Origin of the sequence: uncultured Metabacillus sp. (assembly GCF_947503125.1) — a bacterium.
Classification (GTDB): domain Bacteria; phylum Bacillota; class Bacilli; order Bacillales; family Bacillaceae; genus Metabacillus.
Genome location: NZ_CANNCR010000003.1, coordinates 116,298 through 138,804 on the forward strand (window position 1 = coordinate 116,298; position 22,507 = coordinate 138,804).

Consider the following 22,507-nt stretch of genomic DNA (forward strand, 5'->3'; position numbering starts at 1 on the left):
CCTTTCAACAATGATCCTTAATAAATAAGGTAGTGTATTTTATGAAATATTTTTTAATTGGTTCTAAACTAGTTCATTAATTTATTATCAAACGCCCTATTTTTTCATATGATAGTGAGAAAAGTGGGAGGCAATGATGTAGATGCAGAAAAATACTATACCTACATTAAGTATTTCTATTCAACCCAAACTTCTTGAATTTTTAGAAGGAAATGTTTGGCATGAAGAACCTATTCCTTCAAAATTAGTTGCAAACAATACTTCATACGATATCGGTATTACTTATCGTGGAAATCACACACGAAAATTTAGTAAAAAATCTTATAAAATCGACTTTGGAACATTTAATGAGGAATTTGCAGCGCGTGAAGTTCACCTTAATGCAGAATATTGTGATCCTTCTTTCATTCGAAATAAGCTATCTTTTGATTTTTTTAAGCAAATAGGGAGTATTTCACCTGATTGCAGGTATGTTTTAATTGAGGTTAATGGAATGCCTTCAGGAATTTACTTGCAGCTTGAATCTGTCGATGATTTGTTTTTGCAAAAAAGACAGCTATTATATGGACCTATTTATTATGCAACAAATCATCAAACTAACTTTTCTTTATTAACCACGAAGGGAGAGCCCAAAGCTTCACTTATTTCAGGATATTTGCGCAAATTAGGAAATGATGAGGATGACCTTGATTTAGAAAGTCTAATAATAAAAATCAATACGATTCCGCGATTTGATTTTGGCAAAGAAATTGTAAAGTACTTGGATGTCAAAAAATATTTAATTTGGCTTTGTGGTGTGGTTTGTACACAGAACTATGATGCATTCATTCAAAATTATGCCCTTTATCGAAATGGTGAAACAGGGTTGTACGAAATGATTCCATGGGATTTTGATGCAACATTTGGAAGGAATTGGAATGGAGGAGTTATGAAGTTTAATCGGGTGCCCATAGAAGGATATAATACACTCACTGCACGACTTCTTGATGTAAAGGAATTCCGCGTTCAATATCGCTTACTCCTAGAAGAAATATTAGACAAATATTTTACAGTTTCGGAATTTGAACCCCGAATTACAAATCTCCACAAGCTATTGCGCCCCTATATATCATTAGATCCTTATAAAAAGAATACCATTGAGTTATTTGATCAAGAGCCAGAATTTATCCTAGAATTTATTTCGAATCGCAATGATTATCTTAGAAAACATCTTAATAATCTGAAATAAAAGGGAAAAAGTACTAAAATATAATGCAAAAGGCTCTCAGCATTTTTTATGTTGGGAGTCATTTTAGTGTGCCGGGAATGTTTATCAACTTGGTTGTGAGAGTCATTATGTGTGGGGGATACGAACAATTAGATGAAGGCAAGGGTGCCCCCTTGGTAACGCGGAATCTGAAGGCAACCCTGGGGACAAATCCTCTGTCTGAGGTACACGAAGCAAATTTGAAGCTCACTGTTATAGGACGAGTGATCCTTTTGTCTATTCATCCTCTTGCTCTGATTTGCTCATTACTTTTTGGATTAGCTTGAAATATCCTTCTTCAGTACCAATGTCATAACGTTTGCTGGAGACTTCCACTCCGTAGCACTTTTCTAGCTTTAAAAATTCTTTTATTGAATCGGTCAGTTGAACTTCTCCTCCAACTCCTTTGTGTCCCTTTTCTAAATGTGAAAAAATAGATGGTTCAAAAATGTACCTCCCGCTTACCGCCAAATTAGATGGGGGATTGGAACGAGGTTTTTCTACAATATCATAAATCTCATAGATATTATCTTTTATATCAATTCCTTTTACTACCCCATAGTTCTTTAATAATTTTTCATTTACTTTTTCTAGGGCAATTACTGTAGATTGATAATTTTTATATACGTCTAAAAGCTCTCGTAAAGCTGGCTGATCATTTTTTAGAAATATATCATCAGGAAGAAGAACAGCAAATGGATCTTTATTAGCAAATCCCTTGCCTAAAAGTATCGCCGCACCTAGTCCATCTGCAAAGGGTTGGCGTATATATTGAATAGAAATAGCAGGCTCCACGATTTTTTTCAATAAATGATGCTTCCCTGTCTTTTCTAAAAAAGCTTCATATTCTAGTGAGCGGTCAAAATAATCTAAAATCATATTTTTAGTGCGGGATACCACAATTAAGATTTCTTCAATTCCTGATTCTATGGCTTCTTCAACAATATATTGTATGGCTGGTTTACCTGCAATGGGAAACATTTCTTTTGGAACTACCTTTGTTATTGGTAAACTTCTCGTTCCATAACCTGCAGCAGGAATGATTGCTTTTTTTACTGTCTTCATCATAAACCTCTCCTCTTCACTTTCTATATTTTAATCTATAATATTTACTTGGTAATTTGTCCGATCAGAAAAGGTGAGAAAGTATAATTTTTTACTTAGTATTGGTGTCTATCTGCAGCGTCTAGCCAATTTAGAATTAAAGGCAAAGAACGCCTTCTATTCATGAGCGTCTTATTTGCCTTAGGCTGATCAAGGCGTTTGCGCTTTTTTTCAAAGGTAGAAAGTATAAAATTTTGTACTTAGTTTTGGTGTCCAGCTCCAGCGCCTATCGCCTATCAAACTTCAGATCATCTCCCTACGATAAGTCAACATCGGTTCGCTTCGCTTACCGTGTTTCCTTTATCTCAGTCGATGCTCCTCCAGTTTGTACGGCGATGACCAAGGCGCTTGCGCATTTCTTATTTTTGCACCCATTTCATTCTAAATACTTAACCCACTTTCACGTTTTGTATAAAGCTAAATAAGATATTAGTATATTGAATGTTTCTAACATATAGCCAATGAGGGTTGATAATGATGAAAATATGTGTCATTGGTACAGGGTATGTTGGTTTAACTACTGGTGCTGTGTTGGCGGACTTAGGTCATGAGGTTCACTGTGTTGATAAGAATAAATTGAAAATAGAGAAATTACTGGAGGGGGAAATCCCCATCTATGAACCAGGATTAAAGAAACTGATTGTCCGAAATAAAAAAAGGGGTCTCCTTCATTTTTCAACTGATATTCAGGGCGTGATGAAAGACTGCCCAATCCTTTACATCACAGTCGGTACTCCCACAAATAAGGATGGAAGTCAAAACCTGACTGCCATTATAGAAGTCATAAACACCATAGTACAGACGACGATAACCTCCCATAAAACCATAATCACTAAAAGTACGGTATTACCAGGAACAAATGAATGGATACATCAGTCTTTAATAGAAAAAGGGATTGACTCTAGTATGTTTGACGTTGTATCCAACCCAGAGTTTCTTAGAGAAGGAAATGCTGTATTTGATATGATGAATCCCGATAAAATTGTGTTGGGTGCAAGAAGAACGAAACCTATTGAAATAGTAAAAACGCTGTATGAGAAGCTGCATGCCCCTTATATTATTACTTCATTAACGGGTGCAGAGATGATTAAATATGCCAGTAATGCCTTTTTGGCAACAAAAATATCATTCATTAATGAAATGGCACGTATTTGTGACGCCTATAATGTAGAAATATCCCATATTGCAAATGCGTTAGGAACGGACAAAAGAATTGGTCCTTATTTTCTTAATGCCGGATTAGGCTATGGTGGATCTTGTTTTCCAAAAGATGTGCGGGCATTAGAATATGCTGCCAAACAGAAAAATATCGTTCCTGAGATGTTAATGGCTGTTCAAAATGTGAATGACTCTCAAATTGATTTATATATTGATAAACTAGTGAATAAATTAACAAGCCTCGATGGGAAAAAAATGACCGTTTGGGGATTATCCTTTAAGCCTGAAACAGATGATATACGCGAATCAAGATCATTATTATTAATCGATAAATTGCTCGAAAGAGGGGCAGAGATCCATGCCTATGACCCTATTGTCCATTTATATGAACCTGCCATTACCATTCATCAAGATATGTATGAATCTATTAAAGGAGCAGACGCATTAATTATTGCTACAGAATGGAATCAGTTTAAAACCGTTGATTGGAAAAAGGTAAAGGATTTTATGAAGGGAAATATTTTAGTGGATGGCCGGAATATTATTGACCCTAAAATCGTAACAAGCCATCAATTTCATTATATTGGGGTGGCTAGAAAATGAGAATTATCGTAACGGGAGCTGCTGGGTTTATCGGTTCTCACTTATGCGAAAGGTTATTAAAGGAAGAACAGAATGTAGTTATTGGCATTGATGGCTTTATTGACCCTTCCAAGAAGCAAATTAAATTAAAAAATTTAGAAAATCTTCTGATCCATCCCCGTTTTCAATTTTTTAATCAAAATTTATTAGAAATTGATTGGAGTAAAATTCTTTCTAAAGATGATGTAATTTTTCATTTAGCAGCTGTGCCTGGTGTTCGTTCTAGCTGGGGGAACAACTTCCAATTGTATGTAGAAAATAATATACTCGTTACCCAACGACTGTTAGAGGCTTGTAAGAATGTTCCTTTAAAGAAGTTTATTTATGTTTCCACCTCTTCTATATATGGAGAAAAGGTTGGCATGGTTTCGGAAGATAGTATGCCTTCCCCTCTTTCTCCCTATGGAGTAACAAAGCTTACAGGTGAGTATTTATGTAAGGTATACAGTGAAAACGATGGCCTTCCTATCACCATTCTTCGATATTTTACTGTTTATGGACCTAGACAGCGGCCTGATATGGCGTTTCATCGATTTATTGAATGCATGTTAAAGAATAAACCTATTCCAATATACGGTGATGGGAAACAAACACGTGATTTTACGTTTGTAAGAGATTGTGTTGAAGGAACTGTTGCCGCTCTTTATGCGGAGCATACCCTTGGAGAAACAATTAATATCGGTGGCAAGGAACGTAAATCTATATTAGAAGTCATTGAAATATTAGAAGAGATAATGGGGCAAAAAGCAACCCTTGACTTTATTGGGAAAACTCGTGGGGAACCGCGACATACTTGGGCAGATATTTCAAAAGCGGAGAAAATACTTCAATATAAGCCAGTAGTGTCATTAAAAGAGGGGCTACTCCATGAAATAGAGGATTTACTAGTTATTTATAAGGGGGTTGAGTAATGAGACTCGCTTTTATTTGTACAGAAAAGCTCCCTTCTCCTGCCATAAAGGGTGGAGCTATTCAAATGATGATCGACGGTGTAACGCCATTTATCAGTAAAGAATATAATTTTACTATTTTCTCTGTCACCGATCCATCCCTTCCTGATTATGAAGTACGTAGCGGCGTACAATACATTCGATTACCGCCTGAAAATTATGAAGTAAATATTGCTAAAATACTTGCTGAAAAAGCGTTTCACATTGTTCATGTTTTTAACCGACCATTAAGTATCCCCCTTTATAAAAAGGCTTCCCCATCAAGCCAATTTGTTTTAGGACTTCATAATGAAATGCTTTCCGAAAAAAAAGTTTCTCTGGAGAAAGGGAAGGAAATTGTAAACTCTGTGGAAAGAATTGTTACTGTAAGTAATTATATAAAACAAACTGTTTTGGAGCGGTTTCCTGAAGCAGAGTCCAAAATAAAAGTAGTTTACTCAGGAGTAAATTTAATGGAATATCCCCCTGTCTGGTCGCCAGAGGGAGAACAAATTCGCAAGGAATATCGACAAAAATACAATATCGGAGATAAGAAGGTCATATTATTTGTTGGAAGGCTCACAAAAAATAAAGGTCCTCATCTTCTGATATCTGCCTTTAAAGCCATTGCTAAAAGACATCCTAACGCGGTCCTTGTGATTACAGGGGGAAAGTGGTTTAGTGATGATGGGATCAATAAATATATTCGTTATTTAAAGAAATTAGCCCAACCATTAGGAGACAAAGTTATTTTCACGAATTTTATTCCTGCAAAGGAAATTTCGAATATTTTTTTAATGAGTGATATTTTCGTCTGCTCTTCCCAATGGCAAGAACCGTTAGCACGGGTTCACTATGAAGCATTTGCTGCTGGAATTCCAACTATCTCAACTAATAGAGGAGGAAATGCAGAGGTCGTTTCCCATAAAGAAACTGGCTATTTAATAGAGGCGTACGATCAAGTTAGTGAATTTGCAAAGGGAATCCATTTTTATTTGATGAATCCTGTTACAGCAGATAGAATTACAAGAAATGCTAGAAAATTGGTGGAATCAAATTTCCAATTCCATCATGTAGCAAGCCGATTAACCAACGTTTATTCTGAATTGATTCCAAAACTCAAGGAAGATCAATTTCATAAAAAGTTTGGATTGCCGTTATTTCGATTCTGATTCATTTAACAATATTTAGGGTAAGCAAAAAGTTAAACCGTACCCTATAGGGTAGACTTTATTTTTATGTCTGCTTTATAGGGTACTTATATGTATAATGATAAAGAATACTTGGCTAGCGCCATGCATTAAGTTTGCCGGGGATTGCCTAGTTGCCCTTATACTTTAAACTTAAAATTGTCCTCTACGTCGAACTTTCATCTTTGCTGACAATTTATGCTTTCTTAAAGTGTAAAGAAAAATTGGCTAGCGCCATGCCTTAAGGCGCCGGCGATTGCCTAGTTGCATTTATACTTTTTTAACGTGAAAAAATAGTCAAATAGGAATAGAAGGTAAAGAGCACTTTTTATTCCTATTTGACTTATGCTTGTCGTCGAATGCTTAGCGCCTTGTGCTTTTCTTAAAATGTCCTTTCCAAAGGGGAAACTTTAGGTTGCCAGCCAACCTTTTACCCGCCATTCAAAAGGTTAAGATTCAATCGTATTTACCTTGATAGCCATATTTTCTTTATTAAACCATGGCGTTGAAGGAAGAGGGAATTTCTTAATTGGCTTCTTTAGTTTTTCTCGAACTTGCTTCTTCTCTAATGGGGTCTTTTCAGTTGCTGTTTTTTCAGTTAACGGTTGCTCATCTTTCTTTTCGTTAATTATTGAAGGAGTACTAATGTCTTTCTCATCATGAATTATTGAAGGACTGCTAATGTCAATGTTATTTTTAATTTTATGCTCAATCCCACTCCAAACTTGGGATATATCATCGATGACTCGATTCCAGTTATGATTTTTTTCTGCAATGTGCCGTCCATATTGTCCCATTTCCCTACAGAGGGAAGGACTAGAGAGTAATTTAGATAAGTGTGTGACAAATTCCTGAGGATCGTCTGGTTTCTCAACGATAAACCCATTTTTTCCAATCTCGATTATTTCAGGGTTTCCTCCACGGGCAGTTGTCACGATTGGCAATCCTGCTGCCATTGCTTCATAATGTACCCGGGCTAACGGTTCTTCCCATTGAGAAGGACAAACAAAGATATCTGCAGCAGCGAACCAGTCTTGAATTTGATCTGGCTGCACAAAACCAGTAGTGATCACTGGGATAGGAAGGCGGTCTGCAATCGCTTTAATATAAGAAATGTAATCGGTCATTCGATTATCACTAAAGCCTTTGCTTCCCATTAGAACTAAAGCCACATTTGGGTGCTTCTTAGCTAAATCCACCATCGCTCGCAGGAGCACATCTGCCCCCTTGTTCACTGAAAGCCGCCCAGCAAACAAAATAACCTTTTTTGATTCAAGGCCGTGTTTTTGACGCATGGAAGCTCTAATTCTTTTGCCTTTTTCCGAATATGTTGGAACAAATCGATCCAGGTCCACACCAGAATAAATCGTTTGAATTTTAGGTTGGGCATCAGGGTAAAGCTTTACTATTTCTCCTCCAATATAATTACTTATTGTAATAATTTTATCTACTTGATTAATTGCATTCTGAGCTTCTTCAGGATCTATTTTTTCCCTCTTAAACATATCATTGTGCATGCTTAAAATGATACGTGAACCTGGTGCCGCTTCCCGTATCGGTAAAACGAGGCGGGGGCGATTAAAAATGTGAATTAAGTCAAAGGTATTGTTTTTAAGAAAATTTACAACACCCTCCTGATATGTCTCCAATAACCCGCCTGGGACCCTTACATAATGAACACCATCTTTTGTTTCCGTATCTGGTAATGTTTCATCGTCCCTTCCTATTATTGTAATAGTATGGTTTTTTCTTAAGTTTGGAATAGCTCCAGCGATGAATGTTTGGATTGCCCCCCCTTTTACTGGTGGCACTGGGAGTTTTTCCGTACTAACTATTAGTATTTTCACTTCCTATTTCCCCCTCTCCATTCTTTCCGCAATTGCTCAATTATTGGCCATTTTGTCTTATCAATTTCTACGATTCTTTGGACAACAGAATCCAATTCACTATTTAAAGCTATGGTTGGCTCAATCAACATTTCTTTTACATTTTTATAATATAAATTAGGTAATGAAAAATCGATCAATAGAATTTCAAACAAGTCGTCTGTGATAGGGTTCGCCTCATTGTATGCTTCCAGCATTCCTACAATCCAATTGATATCCCATTTTCCTAGATCATCCATAGAGCCGGTAATGAGCTTGCGTAAATCTCGAATAGGAATATCATACGCTACTCCATCAAGGTCGATGATCCACATGCCGCCTGGTCCCATTTGTCCATTCGACCATCCATAATCCTGATGCACTAATCCCCATTCCTTATTTCCTTTGGAGACCATTTGTTGATATGAGGATTGTTCCAGCATAGTTAATGCTTTTTTTGCTTGCTCCTCAAATATATCTACTGTGTTTAAAATGGTCCTGCTAGCGGGCATTTCTGAATATAATTTGGCTACATCTTTAAACCAGGTCATTTTTCTAACAATCTTTTTATATGCATTTGGCCATCGAAATAGTCTTGAAGCATTTTCTGCTCCTTTAGGAGGAACATATCCTTGAGAAAGTTGATGAAATTCGCCAATGGCATTGCTTAGTAGCTTTGCCCCTTCAATATCTGCAGATACTTGATAAAGAGGTTCAATCCAATCAGCAACAAACCAGATTTTCCCTCCCATTTCCACTATATTGCTGCCCGATTTTGTCTTTACAATCGGTGGTACTCTAGCCTTTTTAACATTGACTAAATATTCCTGTGCACCAATGCTAAATAAACTCCTGGATGGTCTCCGATGGAGTATTTTTAAGCTTTTTGGCCCCTTGCTCGTATTGATTTTCCATATTAGTCCACCCTTATCCGCCTTTGTTGTAATAACTTCCATGCTGTTCACTTTAAAGTCGTATTGATTAATTACTTGTTGAGCCATTTCCTCTATATATTGTGGAACGTATAAATCATCTAATATTTCATCTGAATCCCATGGTGTAATAAGCTGCTCCAAAACTAGTCATTCCTTCCCTGGGTATTTTTGTTTTTACATTGTATTCACTTAGTGAAAAATTGGGTGGACATTTGTCCATAGATAAAAATAATTGTCTATAAGTTCATTTGAATTAAAATGAATCTAAAAGTTATCGAGGGAGGATATCGGCGGAATAGAAAATAAAATAGCGGAAGTAAGGTTGATATTGGCGAAATAGAAATAAGAACGGCAGAATTGAAGTTGATATCGACGTAATCGAGCAATGATTGGCGCGAGCGAAAAAGCAGCCCCACTCATTTCAACACATCTTTAGCTGCAAAAGAATGTTTTTTTATCATTAGGAAAATCTAAAGGTAAAAGGGGGTTAAACAATGATCGAGATTGAATCAAGATTAGAAGGGCAAACGATTGAATTGTATGATCTTGAACAAAAGCTAAAGCCTATGGGGTATTCAATTGGCGGCAATTGGGAGTATGATCATGGATATTTTGATTATAAAATTGATTCTCAAAATGGCTATCAATATTTAAGAGTTCCCTTCAAAGCGACAGATGGTCAGCTTGACACACCTAATACGATGGTTGAAATTGGCACACCATTTTTATTATCCCATCGATATCAGGAAGATATGGATGATCATGCGAAAATTGGGAATTTTAGTGCTTCGTTTAATCAGTTCCAGGAGCCGGAAGAAAAGGATGCTGCCTTCCCTGAAAAATATGTTGAGACCGGGAAGGAGCTTGTTAAGCAATTGGAAGCGGAGCTGCTTAGTTAGTGTGTAAAAACAATTAATGAATCCAAGGGTTGAATTTCATAGGTGAGGGGGGGATTGACTTTTGTTTCCTCTCCTCTATTTATTCCAATTAAAATCGATTCTTTTTCAAGAAGCTCATGGCTTGCTTCTTTAAATGTTTTTCCAATTAGCTCATCTGATACTGGCAAGATTTTAAATAAATTTCCACTTGCTGGATTCAGCTCAGAGTAAAACTTAGATAGTCCATTTTTTGCTAAATAGCTGCTCATCATAAAATGGCTAGTTAGCTTATAGGAGCGAATGATTTCATCGGCACCGGCACGATCTGCGTTTTTCGTTTGCAGCTCGGTTAAAATTTCAATTATACAGTACAGACTAGGGTTGATTCCTTTTAATGTTAATAAGACAAGAATGGAATGCATATCTGCATCATGCTCATTTTTATGCTGGTCAGCAGTGATAATGGCCGCATCGGCTTTTAAAATATTTGCTTTCAGTAAGGTTTTATCATGGAGCGGGTTTCCGCGTACAAAGTGGACATTTTCAATTAGCGGTGATTCTTTTAAAGAATCATCTACTAAGACAATTTGTTTATACGGTTTTACGGATTGAAGTGATTCGATCATTTCGTTTGCTTTTTCATTCCAGCCAATAATGACAACATGATCTGAGCCTTTAAATGAAATAGTGCCCTCTGCATGTGAATTTTGCCTTTTAATCGCCGCTGCAGAGATGCTGGCAAAATAAGCTGAAACAAAGCTTGCGCCTGCTAAGATCATGATGATCGCTATTCCCCGTCCTAAATAGGTTTCAGGAACATAATCACCAAATCCCACAGTTGAGACCGTCACAACAACCCACCAAATCCCGTCAAACGTTGTAGGAAATTCTTTAGGTTCCACTAGTGAGATGATTTCTCCAAAGACAAGGATCATAAAAAGCACGATTAATGATATTCGGTAATGTATGGGCCATCTCAGCCATTGGATAATTGTTTTATTCGTTTTGGCCATTGAACTCAACCCTTCTTATTAGGTAAGAATGATAAAACTTCTTTAATAATCGTATTTATTTTTGCTGTGACTTCTTCTTTCCCATAAACTTCGATTGCGTTTTCGATCGTTTTGATGGTTTCCTCTGAGAACTCAATTAATCCTTTATCTTCTTCAGAATCATTATAAAATCCGATAAATGTATCTAAGCCTTCGTTCATCTTATCAATTGCTTCACTAAGCTGCTTTTTTTCCTCTTCACTGACTTTCAAAAAATCACCACACCTTCTCAACATATCCTCTTTAAGGCGCTTTCGCTTTTCTTAGTATGCGCACTTCCTAAAATAGCTTGCGAAAATTATACAATTTAATGGTAATGAAAATTAGTCTGCTGGAAAAAATAGCAGGATGGTTTAAAATAAGAAGAGAGATTGTCAACTTTAAATAAACCAATGGGATTATCCGTAATAAATATCTTGCAAAGGGTTTTATCCAACGGAATGTAACTCTGATAAAGGGAGAGACTGACATGTTAAAAAAACAAACGCTGCGTACAAATAAACGCGATGAGATGATTGAGGTAACAGAAGAAGTCCAAGCCTTCGTGAGTGAATTAGGAATACAAGAAGGGGCTGTCTTAATTTATTGTCCGCACACAACGGCTGGAATAACGATAAATGAAAATGCCGATCCAGATGTAAAACGGGATATGATTAGACGCTTTGATGAAGTCTATCCGTGGAATGTCGTAAAAGACTTGCATGCAGAAGGTAACACGGCAGCGCATATGAAAGCAAGCACTGTTGGGGCATCACAAACAGTAATTATTACGAATGGGAGATTGCTTTTAGGAACATGGCAAGGCATTTACTTTTGTGAATTTGACGGTCCAAGACAAAGAACCTTTTATATAAAATCTTTATCCCAATCTTAATGGGAGTTAATTTGGAATGCTTACTCTATGTTTGATATGTTAATATGATCTATTAGGAAGTGTCAGTATGAGGTGATGTATGGAATTCTTACTAATATTCTTTTTTGTTATAGTCATCTTAGTTTCAATTGCAGGGTTTATGATGACCAAAAAAATCTATGTTGCACCTGCTGTTGTTTTTGTTCTCTTATCATTTATTCTGCTCCTGTTTTTTAACGAAACATTTTTTATTTGGGTGCTCGGATATACATTGTTATCAACGATCATTTCTTTTCTGATGGCGATCATTAAAAAAACGGCCTGAATAAATAAAGAGGCTGTCTCAATGGGCCTAATCCATTTTAGACAGCCTTTTTCAGTTAATCATAATATAAGTGTGTGCCAATCCTGCCGACTATTTTCTTTTGTGAGATAAATCGCGGAACATTTCCTTGACGATGACTGTCATTTTCAAATTGATAGAGATAATAATCATCAATTCGAGTCACCTGTGACAGTAAATAGGCTGATATAGTTGCGTTAGGATATCTCCGCTTATTTAAAGCCTCGATAACACCTTCTGCTGTTTTTATCCCTATTCCATGAGCAAAATATAGTCCTTTACTTAAATCAATCACATTCTCCCCGCGCCATTGTGGCCTTTTTGGATCAAATTGCGGGTTATTAAAATATAGGCAATCACCGGGAATAAAATCATTTCCCCTTCTTGTATAAATGGGCAGGTCATCATCCGATTGCCAGTCACGTAAGTACATGCCTTGATAGATTCGGTCAAATTGGGTGCGATTTATCGAATCAAGAACGGCTTTATAAAAAATAATTACAATCGCAGTCGCACACTCAAACCCGTACTTGGCGCCATTTTGAAAAATATCATTGATCGCATCGGACGGACGAATTCCGTCTCTAAGCTTAAAGCCTCCTTGCACTGTTAATCTCCAATACCGTTCATTACAACGGGCGTTTTCAAAAGTGGTGAACCTGGCTTCACTAGCAAACAAATCTCTTGATGCCTTAATAATTGAAGAGCGCAAATGAAGGACAAACAGAAAATGATCATTATTCAAAAAGGTATACTTGATTGGATACCGGCCCATACGATCAATCATTTCTCTTTCTTCCTCTGAAAGTGTCGATGTGTACAATTGATTTTCCTGCACAAAATTATTTCCTATATAAATCATCTTCTCCCTCCTATCACTAAAGTGTATGTGGAGAGAAGAAAGGTTAGAGATAGGAAACAAAATTGTATGATATCATTTTCTATTTTTCGGAATTTCGGTTTGATCAAAGTGAAGTGCAAGTTTTCTCAGCTCTGTCCTTAACTCATCATTTGCCATTGGCAGTCCATGTCCTGAAATAGCGATTGAGGGCATTAATGCATCTAGTTTTTTGACAGATTCCCATGCATCCTGCCAATCAATCGTGAAGTAGGCTGGCGGGCCATGCATTTCCTGTTTTTGTGTGATGACATCATATAATGATTCCTGTTCAACCAAGGTAAACGCATCTCCAGCAATTAATGCTTGGTCATGCTCTCTGTACAATGAAATGTGACCTGGTGTATGTCCTGGTGTGTGGATATAACGCCAGTCCGGTAAGGAAGGCAGGATACCATCGTTACTTAACAGCTTTAGATGTGAGCTAATATCGATGCTATGTCTTGGAAACTTTTTAGACATTTTTGCGACAAATCCTTCCACTTCTTGGTTTGGCGGCGGATAATCACTTTTTCCGGTTAAATAGGGCGCTTCCAAAGGGTGAGCATAGACCGGTACATCCCATTTATACAGCAAATCAGGTAAAGCACCAACATGATCAAAGTGTCCATGTGTCAGGATGATGCTGCTCAACCTGCAGCCTTCCCCGAATCTTTTTTCCGCTTCGTTTATAATGAATTCACTAGATCCCGGCATTCCGGCATCAATCAAGACAAACTCATTCGTCTCTCTTGGGTTTCCAATAAAACAGAGATTGACAATTTGATCTGATAAACAAAAAACATCTGGAAGAACTTCAATTCCCATTCCACTCGTGATAGAGGTCAATGGCATTTTTTTCACTTTTGACACCCCCAAAGCATTTCATTTTCATTATTTTTCCCTGCGAAAAAGTAAAGTATGCCATCTTTAAAAAACGAGAAAGAGGAAGCATTGCTGGATAATACATTGAGGGATACGAGGAAAACTCTTCAGGAATGGTGAGGGTTTCTATCCTTTGCTTTTCCCTCTATAAATCAAGCCAAAAATAAGTGGTGCTGCAATTGTTACATACAAAAAAGACCAATCCTTATAAATGAGAAAATCAATTGCATAGCCGATTAGCAGGATAACGAAAATGAAAAAAAAGAGCCATGAAAGATCTTGTTGATTTCTCTTGAAAAACTGCTTACGACTGAACAAAAGCTTCACTGTTTTCCCTCCTCATTCCGATTATTGTTTCCTATTATATGCCTATAATGATGATTCCATGTTCTAGTTTAATACGTATCAGAATATTCATTGACATGCAGTCGAATGCCGATATATAGTTAAATAGTTGAATAGTTAAATCATTGAACTAATAAGAGGGGCGGCTTCTTTATGAAGGAAAAACAGATAGAAGATTTGATTAACCGGTACCTTTCCGTGTCCTTTTCCGTAACAAAAAAGGGTGAAAACCTAATTAAGGACAGTATCGGTGAAGAAATTACAAATGACCAGCATTACACATTGCGGTACATCCACCAGGCCGGAACATGTACATCCACCGAGCTTGCAGAGGTCTTTGAGGTAAAGAAAAGCGCGATTACTGCGATCATCAATCGCCTAACAGACAAAGAGTTAATTAAGCGGACACGTGATGAAAATGATCGCCGTGTCATCTACTTAACACTAACGGAGAAAGGGGAAGCGTTATACAAAAAAACAGAGGATAAAATTTGCAACTTAGTAGGATCCATACTTACAAGTTTTGAGGAAAGCGAAATTGTCGCATTTATTGAAACATATGAAAAGCTTGATAGACTTTTAAAGTCTCTTAAAAACTGTCATTTGGAGGAATAGCGATGAACACCATCATTAAAGGAAAATGGCTTGTTATTGTTGCTTGGATTACTGTAGTAGCAGGGTTATTTTTTGCTGCGCCTAATATGGCAGACCTTGTGCGTGAGAAAGGGCAGATTAGCGTCCCGGAAGGATATTCTTCAACCTTAGCAAGTGAGATTTTGGAGGATGTTCAGAGGCAGGAAAATGCCGGAGATGAAACACAGGTGGCCCTTGTTTTTCATAATGAAGATAAACTGTCAACTAAGGAAATCAAGGAAGCTGAAAGAGCGATTCGATTGCTCGAGGAGAACAAAGAGCTTGGCGTCACAGAAATTCTTACTCACTTTAATGAAGAAAGTTTAAAGGAACAGCTAGTATCAAAGGACGGTAAAACCATTTTAGCGTCTGTGTCGGTTAGTTGGAATGACCGGGAAGCCAAGGAAGTATCAGCATTACTTTATAAGGCAATTGAAGATGTCAATGTGGATCATTACTATACGAGCGGCTGGATGATTGATCAAGATGTCATGACAAGCTCACAGGAAGGCTTAAAGAAAACGGAAGGGATTACCGTTGTGTTTATTTTAGCTGTCCTGCTCCTTGTATTTCGATCTGTTATTGCACCACTTATTCCGCTTATTACCGTCGGGATTACCTATTTGGCTTCACAATCAATTGTTGCGATTTTAGTTGATGTTGTGAACTTTCCAATCTCAAATTTTACACAGATCTTTTTAGTGGCTGTTTTATTCGGAATTGGTACAGACTATTGTATTTTGTTGTTAAGTCGATTTAAAGAAGAACTGTCACATCATGAAAGTGTGCCAGAAGCGATTGTTGCGACGTATCGCCATGCTGGACGCACTGTCTTTTTCAGCGGGATAGCTGTCATGATCGGCTTTGCTGCCATTGGGTTTTCCCAATTTAAGCTTTATCAATCCGCATCAGCTGTAGCGGTTGGAGTTGCCGTCTTGTTGGTCGCATTGTTTACCGTTGTTCCCTTCTTCATGGCGGTACTTGGGAATAAAATCTTTTGGCCATCAAAAGGAACTCTTGAACATAAGGATAGTAAATTATGGGCAATTGTCGGCCGTTTTTCGCTTACCCGTCCACTCATCGCTCTGCTAATTGTTGCAGCGATATCTGTCCCATTTTTAGTGCAATATGATGGCGAATTATCATATAACTCCTTAGAGGAAATCGGGAGTGATGTCAACTCAATAAAAGCGTTTAATGCGATTTCAGACAGCTTTGGTCCAGGGGAATCTATGCCGACACAAATTGTTTTAAAAAATGATGAAGAAATGGATTCAACAGAATATATCAGCTTAGCTGAAAAGATTAGTCAGGAGCTCGAAACAGTTGATTTAGTCGATTCCGTCCGTTCTGTGACTAGGCCGACTGGTGAAAAAATAGACGAGTTCTATGTGGCTAACCAAGCGGGAACGCTTGAAGAAGGTCTTAATGATGGAAAAGATGGGATTGACACGATAAGTAAAGGAATGGCAGAGGCGGTAAGCGAACTCACCAAATCGTCGCCACAGCTTCAAGAGGCAACAAGTGGAATAAATGATTTGATCTCGGGTACTGAGGAAATTCAATCAGGAATGTCAGAAGTTCAGAGTAACCTAGCCAAAATTGAGGCTGGAATTCGTCAAGGATCTGCCGGTTCTGATGAGATAAAGAAGCGTTTAGCTCAAGCGAAGGCAGGAGTTGAAGAGCTTCAAGCCAGAAGCAGCCAGCTGCTTTCGGGATATCAAAATGCAGCAAATGGTCTGTATGCTTTAACTTCAGAGTATAGCAAGATTGGCAACGGGATTACAGGGCTATCTAGTGCCTTGTCTCAATTAGATCAAAGTTTTAAAAATCTAGAAGCGAAGTATCCAGAGCTGACTGACGATGGAGATTATAAAAATATCAAAGTTACGGTCCAAACTACAGCTACACAGCTTCCTAAGCTAGCAGAAGGAATTGGTAAATTAACCGAAACACAAAGTGGTATCAGCAACGGCTTAAGTAAGGCAAATGAAAACTTCGCTCAGCTGATTGAGGGCCATAAACAAATCTCAGCAGGATTAGCACAACTTATTGCCGGAATAGAAAAGCAGCAAGCAGGCTTAAATGAGCTTGCAAACGGACAGAGCCAAATTGTAAGCAATATGCCAAAATTATCAGATGGTCTCTCAAGTGTCACAACAGGTCAAAAGCAGCTGCTAGATGGTTTTGGCGATCTTGATGGACAAATGAATCAATTAACAAGTGGATTAAATCAAAGTGTTACAGGATTAAATCAAGTATCAAATGGACTCGGCTCTGCTCAGGATTATTTAGCCGACTTAGCGAAAACATCCGAGACAGCAGGCTTTTACTTGCCTGAAGACGTGTTAACAAGTGAGGATTTCCAACAGGCGCTTGATACCTATTTATCTGGTGACCGTAAAGTCATGACATTTGATGTGATTTTTGAGGCAAATCCTTACTCTAATGAAGCAATCAATCAGGTTGATGCCATTAATGCGGCGATTGAACGTGCGACAAAGGCTACGAAGTTAGAAAATGCCAAGGTCGCAATCGGAGGAATTACAAGTACAAATGCTGATTTAAATACAATGTCTAATAACGACTATACACGTACCGTTATTTTAATGCTTGTCGGTATTTCGATTATTCTAGTTTTCTTATTTAGATCACTCATCATGCCGCTTTATTTGATTGGCTCCTTGATCTTAACGTATTACACAGCCATTGGAATAAATGAAGTGATCTTTGTGAATCTATTAGGATATACAGGAATCAGCTGGGCTGTTCCATTCTTTGCTTTTGTGATTCTCGTCGCCCTGGGTGTTGACTACAGTATTTTCTTAATGGATCGTTTTAATGAGTATAAGGATTTATCAGTAGGAGAGGCCATGCTTTTATCGATGAAAAAGATGGGAACCGTTATTATTTCGGCTGTAGTCATCCTTGGCGGGACATTTGCAGCTATGATTCCTTCAGGCATGCTTTCCCTTATCCAAATTGCTTCAATTATTTTAACAGGCTTGCTCCTTTACGCATTAATTGTTTTACCTCTATTTGTTCCGGTTATGGTCAAAACATTTGGTGCCGCAAACTGGTGGCCGTTTAAACGAGCATAAGTGATGTTTAGGAAGAGGCTGTCTCAAATAGATAGAGACGGCCTCTTTCCTTTAAGACCGATCATGTTTTTTGAGAAAGCTAATAAACGCCCTGATGCTGATTCCGAATAGTAACAATCCAATGAATGAACAGGTGTGATTCCACCACTTGTAGCTTTGGTATATATCAAGGAGGGTAAATAAAGGCTCTATGACATAGGCCAGCAAAAATGCAAATAGGACATAGCGCCAAATGTAAGAAAACCAAGTAGAAGAGTATTGATAGACGATCATAGAGCCAACTGGAATAACGATTAAATCAGCTGGAATGAGTGGAGGAATAATGGAGATTAATTTATCTGGATATCCCCAAAGACCTAGCGATACACCAATTAAATCCAAAAAGGAAGCAAAAACAGCACATATCAACCCGAATGCAGCAATTTCAAATAAATTGGTTTTATCAACAATTTTCCACCATAGAATATAAGGAAGGATTGTCGATAAAAGCAAGATCCACCATGCTAATGCAAAAACATCATCATGAAACCAATGATCAAAGCTGGTCTCTTGAAGCTTTTCCCTTACCTTTTGCACGTCGTCAAAGTCAGGTGTATTCATAGAACCTCCCTTTCCAATAAAGATAGTGGGGAAACTTTCTTATTTTTCTGATCACCTTTATAATAATTATGTAAATCAAAGATATCTGTTTCGATCCTTGATTTTGGGAAAATAAAGTGTTAGAATAATATTAATTATTTTTGTTCGGATAAGGATTATTGATGGAAGTTGCTTTAAAAGTTTCCTCTTGAAAGGTCGTTGTCTAGCAAGAATAGTAATACAATGTGGGTTAATTATTCCACACAGGAGGAAAAACAATGTTACAAGGTAAAGTAAAATGGTTTAATTCAGAAAAAGGTTTTGGATTTATCGAAGTAGAAGGCCAAGACGATGTATTCGTACACTTCTCTGCTATCCAAGGTGAAGGTTTCAAAACTTTAGAAGAAGGCCAAACAGTTACTTTTGAAGTTGAGCAAGGCGCTCGTGGACCACAAGCTGCAAACGTTCAAAAATAATGAAATAACGCTGCATAGGCAGCTCTAATAAAAGACTCCGGTTTCGGGGTCTTTTTTTTACGCCCAACAAGCCGTTACATGCTAAATGGAGAAGTCCAATCTTGAATTATTTGTACACCGGGTGAGAAAACGATAAAATGAATAAATGTAGAACTATATTTAGGTATTAGATACAACTGGCAGGTGGAAAATGAACGTTTTAGTGATTGAAGATAATCCAAGTGTTTGTTCGATGCTTGAGATGTTCTTTTCAAAAGAAGGAATAACCGGTAAATTTGTTCATGATGGACTTAAGGGCTATGAGGAGTATAAAAAGCATGAGTGGGATTTATTAATTCTCGACTGGATGCTTCCAGGAATGGATGGTGTCACACTCTGCAGAAAGATTAGGCAAGAAAAAAGCACGATCCCCATCATCATGCTTACAGCAAAAGATAGTGAGTCAGATCAAGTGCTTGGACTTGAAATGGGGGCAGATGATTATGTGACAAAACCGTTCAGCCCATTAGCCTTAATGGCAAGAATAAAGGCTGTCACGCGCCGCTATCAGCTAGCCGAACAGGATCAGCAGGTAAGCAGCTCAGATGTTTTGCTAACGGAAAACTTTAAAATGAGCCAATCAACACGTGAGGTTTATTTGCAAGGGCGGAAAATCACGAATCTTACTCCAAAAGAGTTTGATTTGCTTTATTATTTTCTAAAACATCCCCGCCAAGTATTCACGAGAGAGCAGCTGTTAGAACGGGTTTGGGGTTATCAATTTTATGGCGATGAACGTACGGTTGATGTCCATATTAAGCGATTGAGAAAGAAGATCGAGACAGAAACACATCCATTTTTTCATACCGTATGGGGAGTGGGCTATAAATTTGATGAATCGGTAGAAGCGAATGAGGATTAAATATATTTATCAGCTTTTTTTAAGTCATATCAGTATATTGATCATTGCCTTTTTAATTTTAAGTTTGCTGTTTGCCCACTATGTTGAAAATTTGGTGTACGAAAATAAAGTATCAGAACTAACCGAGTTTGGGGAACAGATCCTTGATGATTTTAACCAGACCGGACAGGAATTTGTTTTAGCCCAATATAATAATGTCTTAAGCTCACAAAATATCTTTTTCAGTATTTTTGATCAGCAAGGCAGAATTGTTTATCCTCTTTCCCCGAGCTCGCCAAGAACGCGAATAACGGAAGAAGACTGGAACAAGCTTGTTAATGGTGAAAAAGTTGTAACAAGGCATAATATTAAATGGGCCGACCAACAGGTTTCGTTAGTCGCTATCCCATATATTGGCGGAGGAGGGCTGATCGGAGGAATATTGCTCATCTCCCCGGTTAGCGGCTCCCGGCAAATTATTAGTGAAATGAATCAATTTTTGCTCTACACTGTGGTTATTGCGTTATCAGTGTCCTTTCTGTTAAGCTGGATTCTTTCAAAAATTCATGTCAATCGGATCCAAAAAATAAGAAATGCCACTTCAAAAATTGCCAAAGGTGATTATGATGCCTATATTCCTGCTTCTAACTTCGATGAAATAGCAGAAATGGCGAATGATTTTAATGAAATGATTGATCAATTAAAATCGCAAAACGATGAAATCGATCGCCTGGAGAAACGGCGAAGACAATTTATTGCCGATGTTTCCCACGAGCTCCGTACACCGCTGACAACGATTAGCGGTGTGATTGAAGGGCTTAAAAACAATATGATTGCCGATAGTGAAAAGGAAAAAGGCATTCAGCTTGTAAGCCAGGAAACAAAACGGTTAATTCGTCTTGTGAATGAAAATCTTGATTATGAACGGATTCGTTCAAATCAACTGAAGCTGCTGAAAGAAAAGATCCAGTTGAAAGAGGTACTGGAAGTCATTAAGGATCATTTACTCTATCAAGCGGAAGCAAAGGGAATTGAGCTGCAAATTGACGTTGATGAGAAGAGTATCGTCTTTGCTGACTATGACCGGCTTATTCAGATCTTAATGAACATTACAAAGAACAGCATTCAGTTTACAAATCAAGGCTCAGTCTGGCTTCGCGGCAGCCAAACAAGTCATGAAACAATCATTGAAATTGAAGATACCGGAATAGGCATAGATAAGCATGAGGTTGAATCCATCTGGCAGAGATTTTATAAAGCGGACTTATCAAGAACCAGCAGCCAGTTCGGCGAATTTGGCTTAGGACTTTCGATTGTTAAACGTCTTGTCGAGCTGCATGAAGGGAGAATCTCTATTTCAAGCGAGCAAAATAAAGGGACGAAGTTTACGATTAAGCTGCCAATTTCATGATTAATGGTTACTGGAGCAATTCTAGTAACTTTTTTCATTTTTTCATCATTTGTTCATAGTTTATTAATAATTTTCCGTTACAATAAAAAGAAGGCTAATATGCAGATTATTTTGATTAAGGAGACGTATGATGATTGAGAAACTATTTTCGAGTAAAAAAACAATTGCGATTTTGGCAGTGCTTGTTGTAGCAGCAGCTGCAGTATTTATTTTTCTTTCCACACGAGGCGAAGTTGTCGCAAAGGTTGGGGATGAATCTATAACAAAAGACAATTTATATACATTCTTTGTTGAACAAAACGGTGAAGCGGCAGTCGATACACTGATTACGAAAAGCATCATCGAGCAAGAAGCAAAAAAGGAAAAGGTTTCTGTTTCTGATAAAGAAGTCGATGCAGAGCTTCAAGAGCTGATCGATTCCTACGGCGGTGAGGAAACATTTAACCAACAGCTAACTGCGAGCGGATTAACGGAAGAAGATGTAAAGGAAGATGTGAAAACAAATCTTCAAATTGAGAAAATATTAGAACCAAGTATTGAAATTACCGAAGAAGAAATGAAAACATATTTCGATGAAAACAAAGAATCCTTTGCCAAAACAAAGCAAGTAAAAGCAAGCCATATTTTAGTAGAAGATGAGAAAACAGCGAATGAGGTCAAAGAAAAGATCGACGCAGGTGAAGATTTTGCTGAACTTGCAAAAGAATATTCAACAGATACAGGCTCAGCAGAAAATGGCGGTGACTTAGGATTTTTCGGTGAAGGCAGCATGGTTGCTGAATTTGAAAAAGCAGCTTTTTCAATGAAGGTGAACGAAATCAGCGAACCAGTTAAATCAGAATATGGTTATCATATTATTAAAGTAACAGACATCCAGGAAGCAGCCGAAGCTAACTTTGAGGACAGCAAAGAAGAAATTAAAGACATCTTATTTGATGAAAAAATGCAGACTGAATATCCAACATGGTTGGAAGAGAAAAAAGAAGAATATAAGGTGAAAAATTATTTAAGTCAAGAAGAGGAAGAGAAGTAAAGACATAAAAACGGACTCCGCAGGGGGTCTGTTTTTTTATACATTAAGAAAGCATAAATTGGCAGCGTGGAAGACTATTCAACGTAGCGGCC

The 22,507-nt window shown here is 37.6% G+C and carries 22 protein-coding genes; 13 read left to right on the top strand and 9 right to left on the bottom strand.

The window, feature by feature from the left end:
- Window positions 1–142: 142 nt before the first annotated feature.
- Window positions 143–1,228: a CotH kinase family protein gene (locus Q1B07_RS04040; protein WP_299087309.1), complete on the top strand. Its 1,086-nt coding sequence runs from the start codon at window positions 143–145 to the stop codon at window positions 1,226–1,228.
- 255 nt (window positions 1,229–1,483) lie between these two features.
- Here the strand turns inward: Q1B07_RS04040 and Q1B07_RS04045 are convergent, their stop codons facing one another.
- Window positions 1,484–2,314, bottom strand: a complete 831-nt coding sequence (locus Q1B07_RS04045) for a UTP--glucose-1-phosphate uridylyltransferase (protein WP_299831936.1) — start codon at window positions 2,312–2,314, stop codon at window positions 1,484–1,486.
- A 513-nt stretch (window positions 2,315–2,827) separates the two neighbouring features.
- On the opposite strand from Q1B07_RS04045, the gene Q1B07_RS04050 reads away from it, so the two are divergent.
- The 3 genes from Q1B07_RS04050 to Q1B07_RS04060 are packed head-to-tail and all read left to right on the top strand — an operon-like array spanning window position 2,828 to window position 6,251.
- Window positions 2,828–4,111 carry a UDP-glucose/GDP-mannose dehydrogenase family protein gene (locus tag Q1B07_RS04050; protein ID WP_299087573.1) on the top strand — a complete coding sequence of 428 codons (1,284 nt, stop codon included), beginning with the start codon at window positions 2,828–2,830 and terminating at the stop codon, window positions 4,109–4,111.
- Window positions 4,108–5,061 carry an NAD-dependent epimerase/dehydratase family protein gene (locus Q1B07_RS04055; RefSeq protein WP_299087305.1) on the top strand — a complete coding sequence of 318 codons (954 nt, stop codon included), beginning with the start codon at window positions 4,108–4,110 and terminating at the stop codon, window positions 5,059–5,061. Before Q1B07_RS04050 ends, Q1B07_RS04055 begins: the two co-directional genes overlap by 4 nt.
- On the top strand, window positions 5,061–6,251 hold the full coding sequence (locus Q1B07_RS04060; RefSeq protein WP_299087303.1) for a glycosyltransferase family 4 protein: 1,191 nt from the start codon (window positions 5,061–5,063) through the stop codon (window positions 6,249–6,251). Before Q1B07_RS04055 ends, Q1B07_RS04060 begins: the two co-directional genes overlap by 1 nt.
- Before the next feature lie 467 nt (window positions 6,252–6,718).
- Here the strand turns inward: Q1B07_RS04060 and Q1B07_RS04065 are convergent, their stop codons facing one another.
- Entirely contained in the window at window positions 6,719–8,116 is a 1,398-nt protein-coding gene (locus Q1B07_RS04065; protein ID WP_299087301.1) for a glycosyltransferase family 4 protein, read from the bottom strand.
- The gene (locus Q1B07_RS04070) at window positions 8,113–9,210 is read right to left on the bottom strand and encodes a CotS family spore coat protein (RefSeq protein WP_299087299.1); all 1,098 of its coding nucleotides are present in this window, start codon (window positions 9,208–9,210) and stop codon (window positions 8,113–8,115) included. Before Q1B07_RS04070 ends, Q1B07_RS04065 begins: the two co-directional genes overlap by 4 nt.
- Window positions 9,211–9,563: 353 nt before the next feature.
- Here Q1B07_RS04070 and Q1B07_RS04075 point away from each other — a divergent pair, with 353 nt between their 5' ends.
- Window positions 9,564–9,968, top strand: a complete 405-nt coding sequence (locus tag Q1B07_RS04075) for a YugN-like family protein (RefSeq protein WP_299087297.1) — start codon at window positions 9,564–9,566, stop codon at window positions 9,966–9,968.
- On the opposite strand, the gene Q1B07_RS04080 is transcribed toward Q1B07_RS04075, so the two are convergent.
- Together Q1B07_RS04080 and Q1B07_RS04085 are read right to left on the bottom strand one after the other, a co-directional pair.
- Window positions 9,965–10,960, bottom strand: coding sequence for a TrkA family potassium uptake protein (locus Q1B07_RS04080; protein ID WP_299087295.1), 996 nt, complete (start codon window positions 10,958–10,960; stop codon window positions 9,965–9,967). The genes Q1B07_RS04075 and Q1B07_RS04080 overlap by 4 nt on opposite strands.
- A gap of 5 nt (window positions 10,961–10,965) precedes the next feature.
- The gene (locus tag Q1B07_RS04085; protein WP_299087293.1) at window positions 10,966–11,211 is read right to left on the bottom strand and encodes a hypothetical protein; all 246 of its coding nucleotides are present in this window, start codon (window positions 11,209–11,211) and stop codon (window positions 10,966–10,968) included.
- A 257-nt stretch (window positions 11,212–11,468) separates the two neighbouring features.
- On the opposite strand from Q1B07_RS04085, the gene Q1B07_RS04090 reads away from it, so the two are divergent.
- Together Q1B07_RS04090 and Q1B07_RS04095 are read left to right on the top strand one after the other, a co-directional pair.
- A complete protein-coding gene (locus tag Q1B07_RS04090; RefSeq protein ID WP_299087291.1) occupies window positions 11,469–11,873 on the top strand; it encodes a secondary thiamine-phosphate synthase enzyme YjbQ in 405 nt (134 codons plus the stop codon).
- A 79-nt stretch (window positions 11,874–11,952) separates the two neighbouring features.
- Window positions 11,953–12,177 (top strand): DUF2651 family protein, encoded by a 225-nt coding sequence (locus Q1B07_RS04095; RefSeq protein WP_299087289.1) that lies wholly within the window; start codon window positions 11,953–11,955, stop codon window positions 12,175–12,177.
- 55 nt (window positions 12,178–12,232) lie between these two features.
- Here Q1B07_RS04095 and Q1B07_RS04100 read toward each other — a convergent pair whose 3' ends face one another.
- The 3 genes from Q1B07_RS04100 to Q1B07_RS04110 all read right to left on the bottom strand — a co-directional run bounded on the left by Q1B07_RS04100 (window position 12,233) and on the right by Q1B07_RS04110 (window position 14,284).
- Window positions 12,233–13,057 carry a protein-glutamine gamma-glutamyltransferase gene (locus Q1B07_RS04100; protein ID WP_299087287.1) on the bottom strand — a complete coding sequence of 275 codons (825 nt, stop codon included), beginning with the start codon at window positions 13,055–13,057 and terminating at the stop codon, window positions 12,233–12,235.
- 72 nt (window positions 13,058–13,129) lie between these two features.
- Window positions 13,130–13,927 (bottom strand): MBL fold metallo-hydrolase, encoded by a 798-nt coding sequence (locus Q1B07_RS04105; protein ID WP_299087571.1) that lies wholly within the window; start codon window positions 13,925–13,927, stop codon window positions 13,130–13,132.
- A 156-nt stretch (window positions 13,928–14,083) separates the two neighbouring features.
- Window positions 14,084–14,284, bottom strand: a complete 201-nt coding sequence (locus Q1B07_RS04110) for a hypothetical protein (RefSeq protein ID WP_299087285.1) — start codon at window positions 14,282–14,284, stop codon at window positions 14,084–14,086.
- A gap of 171 nt (window positions 14,285–14,455) precedes the next feature.
- Between Q1B07_RS04110 and Q1B07_RS04115 the strand changes: the two genes are divergently transcribed.
- Both Q1B07_RS04115 and Q1B07_RS04120 read left to right on the top strand, forming a co-directional pair.
- On the top strand, window positions 14,456–14,917 hold the full coding sequence (locus Q1B07_RS04115) for a MarR family transcriptional regulator (RefSeq protein WP_299087283.1): 462 nt from the start codon (window positions 14,456–14,458) through the stop codon (window positions 14,915–14,917).
- A 2-nt stretch (window positions 14,918–14,919) separates the two neighbouring features.
- Window positions 14,920–18,036: an MMPL family transporter gene (locus Q1B07_RS04120; protein ID WP_299087281.1), complete on the top strand. Its 3,117-nt coding sequence runs from the start codon at window positions 14,920–14,922 to the stop codon at window positions 18,034–18,036.
- A 51-nt stretch (window positions 18,037–18,087) separates the two neighbouring features.
- Here Q1B07_RS04120 and Q1B07_RS04125 read toward each other — a convergent pair whose 3' ends face one another.
- Window positions 18,088–18,636, bottom strand: a complete 549-nt coding sequence (locus tag Q1B07_RS04125) for a CBO0543 family protein (protein ID WP_299087279.1) — start codon at window positions 18,634–18,636, stop codon at window positions 18,088–18,090.
- Window positions 18,637–18,893: 257 nt separating this feature from the next.
- On the opposite strand from Q1B07_RS04125, the gene Q1B07_RS04130 reads away from it, so the two are divergent.
- The 4 genes from Q1B07_RS04130 (at window position 18,894) to Q1B07_RS04145 (ending at window position 22,415) form a co-directional block, all read left to right on the top strand.
- Window positions 18,894–19,091: a cold-shock protein gene (locus tag Q1B07_RS04130; protein ID WP_046587614.1), complete on the top strand. Its 198-nt coding sequence runs from the start codon at window positions 18,894–18,896 to the stop codon at window positions 19,089–19,091.
- 190 nt (window positions 19,092–19,281) lie between these two features.
- Window positions 19,282–19,992, top strand: coding sequence for a response regulator transcription factor (locus Q1B07_RS04135; RefSeq protein WP_299087274.1), 711 nt, complete (start codon window positions 19,282–19,284; stop codon window positions 19,990–19,992).
- Window positions 19,982–21,382: a HAMP domain-containing sensor histidine kinase gene (locus tag Q1B07_RS04140; protein WP_299087272.1), complete on the top strand. Its 1,401-nt coding sequence runs from the start codon at window positions 19,982–19,984 to the stop codon at window positions 21,380–21,382. Before Q1B07_RS04135 ends, Q1B07_RS04140 begins: the two co-directional genes overlap by 11 nt.
- 130 nt (window positions 21,383–21,512) lie before the next feature.
- Complete coding sequence (locus Q1B07_RS04145; protein WP_299087270.1) at window positions 21,513–22,415, top strand: peptidylprolyl isomerase; 903 nt, start codon at window positions 21,513–21,515, stop codon at window positions 22,413–22,415.
- Window positions 22,416–22,507 lie beyond the last annotated feature (92 nt).